This window comes from Rossellomorea marisflavi (assembly GCF_001274775.1).
GTDB classification, from domain to species: domain Bacteria; phylum Bacillota; class Bacilli; order Bacillales; family Bacillaceae_B; genus Rossellomorea; species Rossellomorea marisflavi.
In genome coordinates this window covers 32,541-46,753 of the sequence record NZ_LGUE01000001.1, presented here as the reverse complement: position 1 = coordinate 46,753, position 14,213 = coordinate 32,541, and the positions used below count along the sequence as shown (strand labels likewise).

15 protein-coding genes and 2 riboswitches are annotated in these 14,213 nt (G+C 49.2%); of the genes, 6 read left to right on the top strand and 9 right to left on the bottom strand.

The window, feature by feature from the left end; all coding sequences use genetic code 11:
• Window positions 1–61: 61 nt before the first annotated feature.
• Together AF331_RS00290 and AF331_RS00285 are read right to left on the bottom strand one after the other, a co-directional pair.
• Window positions 62–1,135 (bottom strand): tetraprenyl-beta-curcumene synthase family protein, encoded by a 1,074-nt coding sequence (locus tag AF331_RS00290; RefSeq protein ID WP_053426265.1) that lies wholly within the window; start codon window positions 1,133–1,135, stop codon window positions 62–64.
• Between the two features lie 24 nt (window positions 1,136–1,159).
• Complete coding sequence (locus tag AF331_RS00285; RefSeq protein ID WP_053426264.1) at window positions 1,160–1,963, bottom strand: alpha/beta fold hydrolase; 804 nt, start codon at window positions 1,961–1,963, stop codon at window positions 1,160–1,162.
• An 86-nt stretch (window positions 1,964–2,049) separates the two neighbouring features.
• Between AF331_RS00285 and AF331_RS00280 the strand changes: the two genes are divergently transcribed.
• Window positions 2,050–2,565: a gamma carbonic anhydrase gene (locus tag AF331_RS00280; RefSeq protein ID WP_053426263.1), complete on the top strand. Its 516-nt coding sequence runs from the start codon at window positions 2,050–2,052 to the stop codon at window positions 2,563–2,565.
• 345 nt (window positions 2,566–2,910) lie between these two features.
• Here the strand turns inward: AF331_RS00280 and metK are convergent, their stop codons facing one another.
• Window positions 2,911–4,110 carry a methionine adenosyltransferase gene (metK, locus tag AF331_RS00275; RefSeq protein WP_048007384.1) on the bottom strand — a complete coding sequence of 400 codons (1,200 nt, stop codon included), beginning with the start codon at window positions 4,108–4,110 and terminating at the stop codon, window positions 2,911–2,913.
• A gap of 212 nt (window positions 4,111–4,322) precedes the next feature.
• A riboswitch (SAM riboswitch) is annotated at window positions 4,323–4,458 on the bottom strand.
• A gap of 288 nt (window positions 4,459–4,746) precedes the next feature.
• Here metK and pckA point away from each other — a divergent pair.
• On the top strand, window positions 4,747–6,333 hold the full coding sequence (pckA, locus tag AF331_RS00270; protein WP_053426262.1) for a phosphoenolpyruvate carboxykinase (ATP): 1,587 nt from the start codon (window positions 4,747–4,749) through the stop codon (window positions 6,331–6,333).
• 85 nt (window positions 6,334–6,418) lie between these two features.
• Here the strand turns inward: pckA and AF331_RS22090 are convergent, their stop codons facing one another.
• The gene (locus AF331_RS22090; RefSeq protein ID WP_142128989.1) at window positions 6,419–6,568 is read right to left on the bottom strand and encodes a lmo0937 family membrane protein; all 150 of its coding nucleotides are present in this window, start codon (window positions 6,566–6,568) and stop codon (window positions 6,419–6,421) included.
• A gap of 175 nt (window positions 6,569–6,743) precedes the next feature.
• Between AF331_RS22090 and AF331_RS00265 the strand changes: the two genes are divergently transcribed.
• The 3 genes from AF331_RS00265 to AF331_RS00255 all read left to right on the top strand — a co-directional run bounded on the left by AF331_RS00265 (window position 6,744) and on the right by AF331_RS00255 (window position 9,504).
• Complete coding sequence (locus AF331_RS00265) at window positions 6,744–7,598, top strand: GRP family sugar transporter (protein WP_053426261.1); 855 nt, start codon at window positions 6,744–6,746, stop codon at window positions 7,596–7,598.
• 22 nt (window positions 7,599–7,620) lie between these two features.
• Complete coding sequence (locus AF331_RS00260) at window positions 7,621–8,406, top strand: SDR family oxidoreductase (protein WP_053426260.1); 786 nt, start codon at window positions 7,621–7,623, stop codon at window positions 8,404–8,406.
• 309 nt (window positions 8,407–8,715) lie between these two features.
• On the top strand, window positions 8,716–9,504 hold the full coding sequence (locus AF331_RS00255; protein WP_053426259.1) for a GNAT family N-acetyltransferase: 789 nt from the start codon (window positions 8,716–8,718) through the stop codon (window positions 9,502–9,504).
• Window positions 9,505–9,917: 413 nt separating this feature from the next.
• Here AF331_RS00255 and AF331_RS00250 read toward each other — a convergent pair whose 3' ends face one another.
• The 3 genes from AF331_RS00250 to AF331_RS00240 all read right to left on the bottom strand — a co-directional run bounded on the left by AF331_RS00250 (window position 9,918) and on the right by AF331_RS00240 (window position 12,044).
• Window positions 9,918–10,478 (bottom strand): biotin transporter BioY, encoded by a 561-nt coding sequence (locus AF331_RS00250; RefSeq protein ID WP_053426258.1) that lies wholly within the window; start codon window positions 10,476–10,478, stop codon window positions 9,918–9,920.
• A gap of 95 nt (window positions 10,479–10,573) precedes the next feature.
• Entirely contained in the window at window positions 10,574–11,536 is a 963-nt protein-coding gene (locus AF331_RS00245; protein WP_412177700.1) for an ABC transporter substrate-binding protein, read from the bottom strand.
• The gene (locus AF331_RS00240) at window positions 11,502–12,044 is read right to left on the bottom strand and encodes a hypothetical protein (RefSeq protein ID WP_053427715.1); all 543 of its coding nucleotides are present in this window, start codon (window positions 12,042–12,044) and stop codon (window positions 11,502–11,504) included. The genes AF331_RS00245 and AF331_RS00240 overlap by 35 nt, the downstream gene beginning before the upstream one ends.
• A gap of 133 nt (window positions 12,045–12,177) precedes the next feature.
• A riboswitch (cobalamin riboswitch) is annotated at window positions 12,178–12,360 on the bottom strand.
• Between the two features lie 128 nt (window positions 12,361–12,488).
• Here AF331_RS00240 and AF331_RS00235 point away from each other — a divergent pair.
• Window positions 12,489–12,821, top strand: coding sequence for a hypothetical protein (locus AF331_RS00235; protein ID WP_053426256.1), 333 nt, complete (start codon window positions 12,489–12,491; stop codon window positions 12,819–12,821).
• Between the two features lie 249 nt (window positions 12,822–13,070).
• Here the strand turns inward: AF331_RS00235 and AF331_RS00230 are convergent, their stop codons facing one another.
• Window positions 13,071–13,883, bottom strand: a complete 813-nt coding sequence (locus AF331_RS00230) for a YwqG family protein (RefSeq protein WP_053427714.1) — start codon at window positions 13,881–13,883, stop codon at window positions 13,071–13,073.
• A gap of 86 nt (window positions 13,884–13,969) precedes the next feature.
• Complete coding sequence (locus AF331_RS00225) at window positions 13,970–14,212, bottom strand: DUF2584 family protein (protein WP_053426255.1); 243 nt, start codon at window positions 14,210–14,212, stop codon at window positions 13,970–13,972.
• Window position 14,213: the final 1 nt, after the last annotated feature.

Here is a 14,213-nt window from a genome sequence, read left to right as displayed (position 1 = left end):
TTATTCCATTTTTTTCATAAAACCAAAAAGAAAACCTCGAGCGATGTCGAGGTTTTGGGTTTTAAGATGTCTTTTTCCGGCTTCTCCATTTCCGATACATTTTACCGTTGAAATAGAAGAATTTCGTGATCCAGCCAGATTCATTGATGAATTCTTTTGAAAAGTGATGAACGTCCCGCTGCTTCCTGGCTTTATCATCTGACAGATAGACGCCGATGAGCCCTTTGTTGATCAATCGGTGGAAATGGGCGTGTGGGAGTCCTTCCGTATGCTCATCCGCTTTGCGTAGGAAGTGCAGGAGCCGTTCCTTCATATGCTCTTCATCTTCATAATAGAAGCAGAAGTTGAGGTCTCCCCCTTCCCTGTCTTCTTCCTGATCAATGAAATAATCGAGGAGGATATGTAGTCCCTGTATATACGGGAAGTAGCCGCTCTTGATTTTTTCCGTATAGGACGGATGGAAATCGGCCCGGTTCGCATACGAGACGAGGCAGAAGATTCCGAGGGTCGATCCGGAGCAAGCAGAAAATTCATACCAGTCCATGTCAGGAAGGTTCTCTCTATGGGACTCGAACCACCCCTGCAGCCGTCCGACGCGCTCTTCCTGTTTCACATGCTTATGTATCTGCAGATCGCAGTAGTAATCACAAAGCTGGGCGAGCTCTTCTTTGATCGCTTCATAATTCGGTAGATCCTTGAGGACACCCTGGCACGTCCTGACCAGTGCTTCCAAGTATCCGCCGTCATCCTGGTCTTCCCTAAGGGCGTAGTAGTTCACGGGTTCTGCACCGACATCAAGGGAATCCCTCATGGACTGGTGAAGGAGGGCAAAATCATCCGGATCAAGGGAGACGCTCCGATCACATAGATTGTCGAGATAATCGCTGATCGTTTGATAGGCCACGATGAAACGGATCGTTTCTACTTTCTTATCGAGGGAAAGGAGGGACATGATGCCACCGCCCTCACAGTGAAACGTCTTATGTTCAATGCTTGAGAGGGCCTGTCGCCTCAATTCTTCATTCGGGATCGCTTCCGCCTTCATTTTCCATTGATCAAGTTCGTGATGAACGTGCGGAAAAACATTTCGATATACTTTTGTCATTAATGAAAATGGATCGCTTGGTATGGACACGCTTATCACCTCTTCCTTACTTCATTACACAATATAACCCAATGTTTTCAGCCGGCTTTCAATGAAGGACTTGGAGTATTCGAAGATTTCCTCCCTCTCCGGCTCATTGTAAAGTTCATGATAACATTTTGCCCATTCTTTATAATGCATTTCGGACAAGGAAAGTTCTGTAAACCATTTTTTCACAGCCCTTTTGTCCACGATCTGATCATCCCCCGCCTGCATGACAAGCAACGGATAGTCAGGCATTTTATCAAGCTCCTGGTGAGCATGCTTCATCGCATTGATCAATTCCCGGTACCACCGGACAGAGACTTTCGTGATATAGAGGGAATCGTTGCTGTCGATCTCACGGACTTCAGCGTTCCTGGTCGCCATATTGATCGATAATCCCGATGGGAATTTAACCGATGGGGCAACTTTATTGAGGCCATATGAAAGCAGGTCAACCGACTTGTTCGGATAATTCATCAATCCGAGGCAGGGCGAGGAAAGGATGACCCCTGCAAGATTCACGTGCGATTCCTGGAGCAGACGTACGGCGACAAGCCCACCCATGCTGTGACCGATCACGAATACAGGGAGCTCGAACTGATAGGCTGCCTGGATCCAATCCTTCACTTCGATGAGGTACTCTTCGAATGATTCGATATGTCCCCTCATGCTCCTCGAGGTCATACCCTGGCCGGGAAGGTCCCCCATGACGACATGATACCCTGCCGAGCGCCACATTTCAATGAGCCAACCATAACGGCCGTGATGCTCCATTGCTCCGTGAATGATGACGATGACTGCCTTTGCTTCTTGATCCGTTTCCCATTTCCACATGGCGAATCCTCCTTTAAAGATGGTAATTCCGAAAAATTCTGCTACCATTTATTATAGTAAATATTTCTGAAAGGGGTTAGTATAAAGTGCTCTATCCATATTATAATAAAAAACCGCTCATTGCAGAGACTGCATATATTGCAGATTATGTGACAATCTCCGGGGACGTCGAGATCGGGGAAGAATCGAGCGTCTGGTTCAATTCCGTCATCCGCGGGGATGTCGCCCCGACCAAGATCGGGAAAAAGGTCAATATCCAGGATAACTCCGTGCTTCACCAAAGTCCGGACAATCCCCTGATCATCGAGGATGAAGTCACCGTAGGTCACGCGGTCATCCTGCACAGCTGCAAAATCCGAAAAAAGGCGTTGATCGGCATGGGTTCGATCATCCTCGATAATGCCGAGATCGGTGAAGGCGCCTTCATCGGTGCCGGTAGCCTTGTCCCTCAAGGGAAAGTCATCCCTCCCAACACCCTTGCATTCGGCAGACCCGCCAAGGTTATTAGGGAGTTGAATGAAGACGATATCATGGACATGGAGCGGATCTCAAGGGAGTATGCGGAAAAAGCGCAGCATTATAAAGCCGCCAAGCCCCTCTAGTCACTTATACTTGGGATACCCCAACTTGATGGAGATTACTCGGATTGTTTGTAAGGACCCGGAATAAAAAGAGGTTAGTGAGAAAACGAAAAGGGGACCATAACATGACGAACACGATCCGTATAGGTTCATCATATCGCTCATGACTTCCGTGGAAGACGTCGCCCCGGCAAGCCTGCGGGATGCCCCTCTTCCTCCAGCAATCACCCGCTGGAAACAATAAAGTCGTCATGGTCTTGGACCAAATTAAAAACCCGGACCGATTTGCCATATCGCAGGCAAACGGTCCGGGCTTTTCTATGACTGAAACACGAATGTTCCAGCGTTTTTGGTTCATAGGGATAATCAAGCAAGCGCTTCTGCTTTAAGAGCGTCTGCTTTGTCTGTACGCTCCCAAGGAAGATCAAGGTCATTACGTCCGAAGTGACCGTAAGCAGCCGTCTGTTTGTAGATCGGGCGACGAAGGTCAAGCATCTTGATGATGCCTGCCGGGCGAAGATCGAAGTTATTGCGGACAACGTCCACCAATACGTCCTCGGATACTTGTCCGGTTCCGAATGTGTCGACAGAGATCGATACGGGTTGTGCAACACCGATGGCGTATGCAAGCTGAACTTCACACTTCTCGGCAAGTCCTGCAGCCACGATGTTTTTCGCAACGTAACGTGCAGCATAGGCCGCAGAGCGGTCAACCTTGGTAGCATCCTTCCCAGAGAATGCACCACCGCCGTGACGCGCGTATCCACCATACGTATCAACGATGATCTTACGGCCTGTCAGACCGGCATCTCCTTGAGGTCCACCGATAACGAAGCGACCAGTCGGGTTGATGAAGTACTTTGTGTTTTCGTCGATCAATTCTTTTGGAACGACCGGATCGATCACATATTCCTTCAGATTGCGCTGGATTTGCTCAAGCGTCACTTCAGGGTGATGCTGAGTAGAGATGACAATCGTGTCGATGCGGACAGGCTTGTCGTTCTCATCGTATTCAACCGTCACTTGCGTTTTCCCATCCGGACGAAGGTAAGGAAGGATCTCTTCTTTACGTACTTCAGTCAGGCGACGGGAGATCTTATGAGAAAGGGAGATCGGAAGAGGCATGAGCTCCTTCGTTTCATTGCAGGCGAATCCGAACATGAGACCTTGGTCACCGGCACCGATGGCGTCGATCTCTTCTTCGCTCATTTGTCCTTCACGGGCTTCAAGGGCCTGATCCACCCCTTGGGCGATATCAGCCGATTGCTCATCGATTGATGTGAGGACTGCACATGTTTCAGCATCGAAACCGTATTTTGCACGCGTATATCCGATTTCACGGATGGTTTCGCGGACGATTTTCGGGATATCGACATACGTGTTGGTTGTGATTTCACCGGCAACAAGAACGAGACCAGTAGTAACAGATGTTTCACAAGCTACACGCGCATTGGGATCATTCGTAAGAATAGCATCAAGAATTGAATCAGAGATTTGGTCACAAATTTTATCTGGATGTCCTTCCGTTACGGACTCAGATGTAAACAGACGACGTTTAGTTGACATCAAGGTTCCTCCTTAAACACATTTGCCGGTGGCTTCCGGCGAATTTAGCGAAGCAGATACGGTACTCATTTCCCTAAGTAGTATGAAGTAAACACAGCGGCCCCGCTGCCGGGGATCGGACCCGGGGATTGCCATGTAGCAGGTCAAATAAAAAACCCTCCCTCTGGAAAGCATGCAGAGGAAAGGGTTGAACTTTTAGCCGCGCCTTTTCTCTCTTATCGTTCAAGGTTTGCACCTTGCCTCAGTTTAGCACCTTCGCTCTTGGGAAAATCGTTCTGTTTCCCTCTATTTCATAGCAGGTTGCTGGGTTTCATAGGGTCTGCTCCCTCCACCAGCTCAGGATAAGAGTATCCGTTCAAGGTACAATAATAACGGTTCAACGGCGGAGTGTCAACACTTTCCCCCTGCTAGGTTTAACCATCATCCCCTTCTTTTCCATTAAGACATCACAATCCTCCAAAACGTTAACGCAAATCGGATATATTGCATATAAATAGGATTATACGAGCATCAAATAATCAATTGATCATTATTTTTCAGGAAAATAATGATATAGTATAGACTAATATTTCTAATGTGTTATACTAATCATCGAGAAGCAAACTTACTTAAAATTCACATAAAGGAAGGGTTCGAATGAATACTGTGAGCAAATCAAATGAGTTGATGCAATTACTGAATGGCGAAAACATACACCATCAATTATCCGTTCCTCAGCTGGTGGAAAAGATCCTTCAGCGAAACGAAGGGATCCTGACCTCATCCGGTGCCGTCAGGGCCAAGACCGGAAAATATACCGGGCGCTCACCTCAGGATAAATTCATTGTGGAAGAAGCTTCCTCCAAAGATAAAATCGAGTGGGGCAAGGTCAATCAGCCGATCTCGGAAGAATCCTTCGACCGATTGTATGGTAAGGTCCTTGATTACCTTCAACAAAAAGAAGAACTGTTCGTGTTCAATGGGTATGCCGGTGCCGACCGTAAGCACCGCCTCCCGATCCAGGTGATCAATGAGCTTGCGTGGCATAATCTGTTCGCCCATCAGCTCTTCATCCGTCCCGAAGACGGGGAACTGAGCGGTCACAATCCGGAATTCACGATCGTCTCTGCGCCTCATTTCAAAGCAGATCCTGCTGTGGATGGGACCCATTCTGAAACGTTCATCATCGTTTCGTTCGAGAAACGAATCGTCCTTATCGGCGGGACGGAGTATGCAGGTGAAATGAAGAAGTCGATCTTTTCTGTCATGAACTACGTCCTCCCTGAGTCGGATATCCTTTCCATGCACTGCTCAGCCAACGTGGGCCTCGAAGGCGATGTCGCCCTCTTCTTCGGACTGTCAGGTACAGGCAAAACGACCCTTTCTGCCGATCCTAACCGCAGGCTCATCGGTGATGACGAGCACGGCTGGTCACCGAACGGCGTATTCAATATCGAGGGTGGCTGCTATGCAAAATGCATCGGCCTGACCCGGGAAAAAGAGCCTCAGATATTCGATGCCATCCGCTTCGGTTCCGTCCTGGAGAATGTTGTAGTCGATGACGATACCCGGGCCTCTGATTATGAGGATGCATCCATGACGGAAAACACGCGGGCAGCCTATCCGCTTCAAGCGATGGAAAATATCGTCGACCCGAGCGTTGCCGGTCATCCAAACACGATCGTATTCCTTACGGCGGACGCATTCGGTGTGCTTCCTCCGATCAGCAAGCTCACGAAGGAGCAGGCCATGTACCACTTCTTGAGCGGTTACACCTCCAAGCTTGCCGGCACAGAACGCGGCATCACATCCCCTGAAGCAACCTTCTCTACCTGCTTCGGGTCACCGTTCCTCCCTCTTCCTGCCATCCGCTACGCGGAGATGCTCGGCAAGAAGATCGATGAACATAATGCCCAGGTGTACCTCGTGAACACCGGATGGACCGGCGGGGAATATGGCGTCGGCAGCCGGATGAAGCTGTCTTATACGCGCTCCATGGTCCAAGCGGCACTTGAAGGGGAGCTCACCCACGTGGAGACGAAGACCGATGAAATCTTCGGGCTGCATATCCCCCATCATGTCCCTGGCGTACCCGATGAAGTGCTTCAGCCGAAAAAAACCTGGATGAATGAAGATGCCTACGAGTCAAAAGCGAAAGAACTTGCCTACAAATTCAATGAGAACTTCAAAAAGTTCAGCATGATGACAGGTGAGATCGAAACAAAGGGCGGACCCCTCGTCTGACCTGGAAACAAAAAGAGCCGGCACTCCTTAATAAGGAATGCCGGCTCTTTTATTTATGTAGGGACTCCGACGCACAGAATTCCCTCTACAGTCCTTTCTTACGCCCTGTAATGCGGTTGAAGATGAACACGACGATGGCAATCACGAGCAATACGTGAATCACCGCGCCCCCAATTTTAAAAATAAGACCAAGAAGCCATAAAATCAATAAAATACCGATAATCGTCCAAATCATGATGTGCTGCACCTCCTTGTTTACTCTTACGATTCCCCAAGGCCGGAATTTTAAAACCTTCCCCCCTCATTCTTTTTCGCTGCCGCTGAAAATTCAATACATACAATCAAATCCTCTGGCAAAACCTATCCACAGAAGAAATCAGACTACTGCAACCATGAAAGAGAGGCTTCTTATGGATATCTTTTTAGCCATACTCCCTGCAATCTTCTGGGGTAGCATCGTATTATTCAACGTAAAACTGGGAGGCGGGCCTTACAGCCAGGTACTTGGGACCACGATCGGAGCGCTCATCCTCTCCTTTGGCATCTATCTCTTCATCCAGCCGGAACTGAACTCGACGATCATCATCGTCGGAATCGTTTCAGGTTTATTCTGGACGGTCGGACAGGTGAACCAATTGAAGACGTTCCAATATATCGGCGTGAGTAAGACGATGCCGATTTCCACCGGTATGCAACTCGTTTCCACCGCACTGTTCGGTGTCATCGTCTTTCATGAATGGTCCACCACAACCACCGTCATCCTCGGTGTGATCGCCCTGATCTGTATCGTCGTCGGAATCGTCTTCACCTCGTATGAAGAGAAAAAAGGAAACGAAGAAGAATCGGGCAACTTCAAGAAAGCCATCCTCACCCTCATCGTATCCACGATCGGTTACCTGATCTATGTCGTCGTGGCGAGGCTCTTCAACGTCGATGGCTGGGTGGCCCTGTTCCCTCAGGCGATCGGGATGTTCATCAGTGCCGTGATCCTGACGTTCAGACATAAGCCATTCAACAAATACGCCATCAGGAATATCATCCCCGGACTCATCTGGGCACTTGGAAATATGTTCCTATTCATCTCCCAGCCACGGGTCGGAGTGGCAACAAGCTTCTCCCTCTCTCAGATGGGGATCGTCATCTCCACATTGGGGGGCATCTTCATCCTCGGTGAGAGGAAGACGAAGAAACAGCTTGTCCTGATCTCATTCGGGATCATCTTGATCATCATCGGGGGCGTCCTGTTGGGGATTGCCAAACAATAATGTCACTTGAGGAGGAAACAACATGTACAACGATTTAAAGGATAAAGTAGTCGTCATCACCGGGGGATCCACCGGGCTCGGACGCTCCATGGCCGTGAGATTCGGCCAGGAGAAAGCCAAGGTCGTCATCAACTACTTCAAGGATGAAAAAGAAGCACTGGATGCGAAAAAAGAAGTCGAACAGGCCGGCGGTCAAGCAGAAATCGTCCAAGGAGATGTCACGGTTGAAGCCGATGTCATCAACCTTATACAGACTGCGATCAAAAAGTTCGGGACACTGGACATCATGATCAACAACGCAGGAGTCGAAAATCCCGTCCCATCACACGAAATGACACTCGACAACTGGAATAAGGTGGTCAACACGAACCTGACCGGAGCCTTCCTAGGATGCCGCGAAGCCCTCAAATACTTCGTGGAAAATGGGATCAAAGGAAACATCATCAATATGTCGAGCGTCCACGAAGTCATTCCATGGCCCCTATTCGTCCATTATGCGGCGAGTAAAGGCGGCATCAAGCTCATGACCGAAACACTCGCCCTCGAGTATGCTCCGAAAGGGATCAGGGTCAATAACATCGGCCCCGGCGCCATGAACACGCCGATCAACGCAGAGAAATTTTCCGATCCCGTTCAACGCGCCGATGTTGAGAGCATGATTCCAATGGGCTATATCGGAAAACCTGAAGAAGTCGCATCTGTTGCGGCCTTCCTCGCTTCCTCCGAAGCTAGCTACGTGACCGGCATCACCCTCTTCTGTGATGGCGGAATGACCAAGTATCCTTCCTTCCAAGCAGGAAGGGGATAAGTAAAAAGGCTGGAACTCCATGTGTTAGTCATAGTAAAACCCGGATGCATTTGCCAAGGGTAAGGCAAATGCATCCGGGTTTTTTATTTTTACCAGCAGTAAAGACTCGCCACATGAAGAGTCGCTGATGTTGAGACCCCGCAGGCATTCCGAGGAGGCTCACGGGCTACCCTCGGAAAGCGTAGTCTTGCACGGAAATCATGAGCGGTATAAAGAAGTGATATATTATTATTTTTTCGAATTTTCCCTTTACTCTACTCCCTTCTCTTGATATGATTACAAGAAAAAATTTACAGGGAGAGACCAAACATGATCAGACAGCTGACCACCGAAGACGACTCTATCTGTCAGGACCTTATTACCCAAGCGCCTGCAGAGAACCTATTTATCATCGGGGATATCGAAGCCTTCGGGTACGACCAGGATTTCCAGAAGGTTTGGGGGGATTTCACCGATGAAGGAGTATTGCGCGGTGTACTCCTGAGATACAGGGAAAACTACATACCATACGCACCTGGCGGGTATGATGCAGAAGGATTCGCCTCCATCATCAATCAGGATGAAGAATTCCTCTATATTTCAGGACTGAAAGAGATCGTTTCGAAGCTTGATCCTTTCATTTCCCGGGAGGCGAAGCAGAAAAGGCATCTTCACTACGCCAAATGCACCCAGGGGGAATCACTCGATCAGGGCGACCTGTCCATGGTGAAAGAAGCGGGAATCGAAGACATCCCCGCCCTTGTCGACCTCCTTCTAACGGTCCCTGAATTCGAGCACTCCAACATCTCTGTGGAAAGCAAGGAACACAGCATGAAAGCCGGTGCTGCCAGGAGCTATTACATTGAAGGGGACGGTCGTTTGGCTGCCTCCGCTTCCACTACCGCAGAGAACTCGAAATCGGCCATGATCGTCGGGGTCTGCACCCATGCCGATTACAAGAAAAGAGGATACGCAAGCAAGTGCATGTCCAAACTTGTGGGGGATCTTCTCGGGGAAGGAAAGGAGCTCTGCCTATTCTATGATAACCCGGATGCAGGCAAGATCTATAAACGCATCGGATTTCATGACATCGGCTACTGGTCGATGTTCAGCTATTAAAAAGAGGCTAGGTTTATTTACCTATTCCTCAAAGGCGCAAGAGATAACCTAAGGTAAGACATCCGATAAGAACTTGACTAATCGTAAGAAAGAGGATGGGACAAAACTAAAAAAGGCCCCTTTAATGCCGAACACGATCCTTAATACCGCTCATGATCTCCGTGCAAGACTTCGCTTTCCGCGGGTAGCCCGTGAGCCTCCTCGGCACGCCTGCGGGGTCTCACATCAGCTACTCTTCCCGCTGGAGTCTTCGTCTTGCACTCCGATCAACCGCTGGAAACGATGAAATTTGAATGTCCATTAAACGAATTTAAAACCCGAATCATCTGCTTTATCATAGGCAAATGATTCGGGGTTTACTATGACTAAAACATGTTTGTCTCAGCCTCTTTCCTTTTTTGTTCGAAAGCGATTCAAGCGACTGCCGGCTTGATCAACCTGGCCTGCACCAAACGATTGCGTACGACAATCCCAAGCCAGCTGGCAAGGGCCGCCTTGATCACTCCTCCTACAAGGAACGGATAGACCCCTGCTGCCATTGCCTGGCTCCACCCAAGGTCTGCCACGAACTTCAGCTGGATCGTCCCCAGGATCAGGGTCACGACCATCCCGACCAGATTGGCCACCATGGCCATGGGCAGGGTGAACGAGGTTTTCTCCAGGATCAATCCTGTCACATAAGCCGCCGCGATGAAACCGAAGATGTACCCTCCCGTCGGTCCGACCAGGACATGGGCTCCCCCGCTCATCCCTGCAAACACCGGGAGTCCGGCTGCCCCGATGGCGGTATATCCGAGGAGGGCAAACGCCCCGTAGCGGCTCCCGAGAATCGTCGCCGTCAATCCCACTGCCAACGTCTGGCCGCTGATGGGCACGAGGGGCAGGGGAATCTCGATCTGAGCAAAGATTCCCGTGATCGCTGCAAACACCCCGCACTGAATAATCATTCTCAACCTGTCTCGATCCATTTTCATACACCCCTTGAAATATGTAAACTTAATTACAATAATAGTTTACATATTAAAAACGAGTTTGAAAAGGCTTTCTTTTACTCGATTTTGATTGAATTCTAGAAAAGGTCCGGATAAACGGCTTTGGCCGTGATTTCGACTGCCTCACCGATCCTCGGACCGGGTCGTGACATGACATCGGAATCAAGATAGATGACCCGGTCACCCTTCACGGCGTCGATGGTGTCCCAGCCGGTCCTGGATTTGATTTCACCCACTGGATCCTCCACATAGTTCACCGTAGTCAGGATGGTCGCAGGATTCCGTTTGATGATTTCTTCTTCCCCGAGCTTCGGCCAGCCTTCCTGATCGGCAAATACATTATCCACACCTGCAGCCTGGAGGATCTCCTGTTGGAAGGTCGCGCTACCGGCCGTATAGATCTCAGGGGCGGGACTGATTTCAAAATAGACCTTTTCTTTTTCGTCAAGGGACTTGACCTTTTCGCCGACATCGGAGATTTGCTTCTTCATTCCTTCAATCACTTCGTTCCCTTTTTTTTGAGCCCCCATCACCTTTGCCACCTGTTCGATATCGCCGTAAACGTCGTCAAAGGTTTGAGCAGACTGAATGACGAAGACGGGAATACCCGCATCCTCAAGCTGCTTGACTCCAGCTTCATCACCTGTTGTATAGGCAATCACCACGTCGGGATCCAGGGAAATCACTTTTTCCGTATTGACCGTCATGGAATCGGAGATGACCTCGAGATCCTCCACTTCCTTCGGATAATGATCGAATTCTGTCACCCCGACCACCTTATCCCCTGCTCCGACGGCATACAGGATCTCAGTATTGCTCGGCTGCAAGGAAACGACGGTCTCCGGTACCTTTTTGAATGTGACTTCTTCCCCCCGGTCATCCTTGACGCTATAGGCAGCAGACTTTTCTTCTTTTTTTGTTGATGCTGTTTCTTCACCGGTCCCACATCCTGATAGAATGAGACCAAAGCTGATGAACAATCCGATCCATGCTTGTTTTTTCATCTCACTGTTCTCCCTTGCCTGATTTTGATCGTCCATAGGACTTGCTGATAAAGGGGATTTCTTTCACCCCTTCACATTTATTCACATACACGGCCATGACGAACAGGACATTTGCCAGCAGATGGGCATATTTGAACAGCAGATTGTCCACCTTCTGTTCGAGGCTTACCTTATGGAGGGCCCTGACCGATTTCTTCGCTTCGCTCCTGCACGTATGGAGGACCGTAGCCGCGTAGCATCCCTGAGGAAGCAGGAACGTTCGGATTTCCTCTTCCACATCGTTCACGTACGTGTCATACAGGTCGCTCAATCGCTGCAGATCTTGGAGGGAGATGGCCATCTCGCCCCGCACCGAACCATTCAGGTGATACGCCATCTCACAAAGATAAAGCAGATCTTCACGGACTGTCCCCTCTGTCAATGAACAAGCCTGACCGATCCTCGTTGCCAGGGAATCCGTCCGGATCTCGAAATCGACCGTCGACTGAGACTCCCTCATATACGGATAACAGATGTATCTGAAATCCTTTTTCCCCACATTCATCCTCCCTTTCTTTTCTTTTAGTGAATCACCGATCGTAGCGGAAACGGGCATAAAAAAAACCAGCCAAACGGCCGGCAATCATCATCAAAAAAGATGCATCAAGCCGCACCATCCCCTTAACTTCCGAAGAGCATAATACGATGGAAATCAGGCAGGTATCCTGGCTTGTGCATCCTCCTACTTCAAGGCCCTTCCCGTTCATTGATGGAACAGTGGGTTTTTCCATGGTTCGTCAGCACTTACAGTTGCGGAAACAGCTCCGGTTTTTCACCGGATTCCCTTTATGCGCGAGCGCACCTGATTTCTGCGAAGGTCTATTCACTTAAGGACCATTATACCATGTGAGCCCATATGGGGTGTTTCTATTTTTTCAAATCCCTTTCATGAACCCGTCCCGTTGTGAATAGGAATGAATAGGACAATCAAACAAGAAGGGATGATGGCATGAAATGGTTGATTCCACTGAGCTTCGCTTTCCTGCTGCTGGCAGGCTGCGGAAGTACGGATAAGAGCTACGAGTTGTGTGGATACGGGGATATGCTGGTGTTGAACGGGAAAGGGTATGTGCTGTTGCCTGTGAAGAAGACGCTCACCCTCGACGGGAAAGCAGGGGTGATCAAGGAGAAGATCGGGGATGAGTTCCACCCTGAAAAAGATTACACGGCGAATCACTTGAAGAAGGGAACGGATCTTTATTATGTAAAGGACCATGGCACCTATCTCATCGCCAAGACTTCTGACGAACGATACCTTCTCTATGAAGAGATTGAAAAATGAAGAACTCGATAGTGTTTCTTATACCTCTTATGGTTTCCGTGCAAGCCTTCGCTTTCCGCAGGTAGACCGTGAGCCTCCTCTGCAGGACTGCGGGGGCTCACATCAGCTACTCTCCCGCAGGAGCCTACGTCTTGCACTCCAATCAACCGCTGGAATCAATGAGATCCTTTTGTTCCAAAAAATTAAAAACCCGAATTCACTCGCCTGATCGTAGGCAAATGAATTCGGGTTTTGTTATGCCGGCACGTCTTATGAACAATCCCAGTTATAGACCACATTGCCGAATTTTTTCTTCTTAAGATCTTCTTTTTTTATGAAGAAGTTGGCAATGCCGCAGTCACCCCACATCATGTCCACTTCATCATCCGAATCAATCTGAAGGAGCAGCAGGGAATGATCTTGATCTTCATATTGGCGGGGATCCTCCTGTGTGAAGCCCGGATATCCTCCGATCTTATGTCCGAAGCCGCTCTGGGTTTCATAGAATTCATCCATCAGGGCGTCTGCCTCTTCCCCATCATCGGTCATGGATTCAAACAGATCCCAGCTTTCCTTCCCGAACACTTTCTCGAAGCGGTAGTCGCCGGCGCTGATCGTTTCACTGGTCAATTCCGCCAGGACGGCACCTTCCTTCGTGACAGGGAAATACACGTCATCGGGAATTTTCACGAAAGAAAAATCGGATATCAGCTCTTCTTTCGGCAGGAACGGCTCTTCTATAAATCTGATGCGGAAATCCTTTTGGTCCTGCTTCTGGTCGATATTCATTCCGTACAGATCATCATGGACCGAAATGAAGATCTGCAGGAGTCCTGATCCGGGATAATCTTCGAGCTTCGGGAGCTGACCGAAATTGATCTGGGCCAACAGTTTCATCGGGTGCCCCTCCCCGTCCAATGGGTACTCATCCGCCTTCGGGAAATACGGATCCCCGGCAATCTTACTATCATAAGGGCCGGTTTTCCCTTCCTTTATATGTAGATAGACAGAAGGAATCTCCGTTCCATCAAATGCTGTGCGGTAAGGGGCCAGCTTCGCTTGCAGGTTGACCGATTGTGCCACATTCATCTCCTCCTTGGAAAAAAAGCATCTTTTTCCCATCATACAGAAAGGATTCCTGCCTGTCATCGATGAACCTGCCGGCTACTTCAGTTTGTTGAGTTCAAAGAAAGTAGCCTGTACCTGATCGATGTTTCGCCGTCTGTCCAGCGAAGTTCTTCGATTCGGCCGATGGCGTTCGGATCGCTGTGTTTTGTCACCCTCACTTCTATGGGGATTTCCATAGGATAGAGTCGGTACCCCTCTTTCACGAGCGTGAAGAGATTCTCTTCTTCTCTGATTTCGTTGTTCTTCGTTACAATCATGGTGTTCAGTTCCATCGGCATGCCCATC

What these genes read in the sequence shown, in the direction of transcription:
- AF331_RS00240 (WP_053427715.1), bottom strand. Translation starts at nt 12,044, where the DNA reads ATGAATGTGGGGAAAAAGGATTTCAGATACATCTGTTATCCGTATATG.
- AF331_RS00250 (WP_053426258.1), bottom strand. Translation starts at nt 10,478, where the DNA reads ATGAAAATGGATCGAGACAGGTTGAGAATGATTATTCAGTGCGGGGTG.
- AF331_RS00285 (WP_053426264.1), bottom strand. Translation starts at nt 1,963, where the DNA reads ATGTGGAAATGGGAAACGGATCAAGAAGCAAAGGCAGTCATCGTCATC.
- AF331_RS22090 (WP_142128989.1), bottom strand. Translation starts at nt 6,568, where the DNA reads ATGATTTGGACGATTATCGGTATTTTATTGATTTTATGGCTTCTTGGT.
- AF331_RS00260 (WP_053426260.1), top strand. Translation starts at nt 7,621, where the DNA reads ATGTACAACGATTTAAAGGATAAAGTAGTCGTCATCACCGGGGGATCC.
- AF331_RS00235 (WP_053426256.1), top strand. Translation starts at nt 12,489, where the DNA reads ATGAAATGGTTGATTCCACTGAGCTTCGCTTTCCTGCTGCTGGCAGGC.
- metK (WP_048007384.1), bottom strand. Translation starts at nt 4,110, where the DNA reads ATGTCAACTAAACGTCGTCTGTTTACATCTGAGTCCGTAACGGAAGGA.
- AF331_RS00265 (WP_053426261.1), top strand. Translation starts at nt 6,744, where the DNA reads ATGGATATCTTTTTAGCCATACTCCCTGCAATCTTCTGGGGTAGCATC.
- AF331_RS00245 (WP_412177700.1), bottom strand. Translation starts at nt 11,536, where the DNA reads ATGGACGATCAAAATCAGGCAAGGGAGAACAGTGAGATGAAAAAACAA.
- AF331_RS00225 (WP_053426255.1), bottom strand. Translation starts at nt 14,212, where the DNA reads ATGGGCATGCCGATGGAACTGAACACCATGATTGTAACGAAGAACAAC.
- AF331_RS00255 (WP_053426259.1), top strand. Translation starts at nt 8,716, where the DNA reads ATGATCAGACAGCTGACCACCGAAGACGACTCTATCTGTCAGGACCTT.
- pckA (WP_053426262.1), top strand. Translation starts at nt 4,747, where the DNA reads ATGAATACTGTGAGCAAATCAAATGAGTTGATGCAATTACTGAATGGC.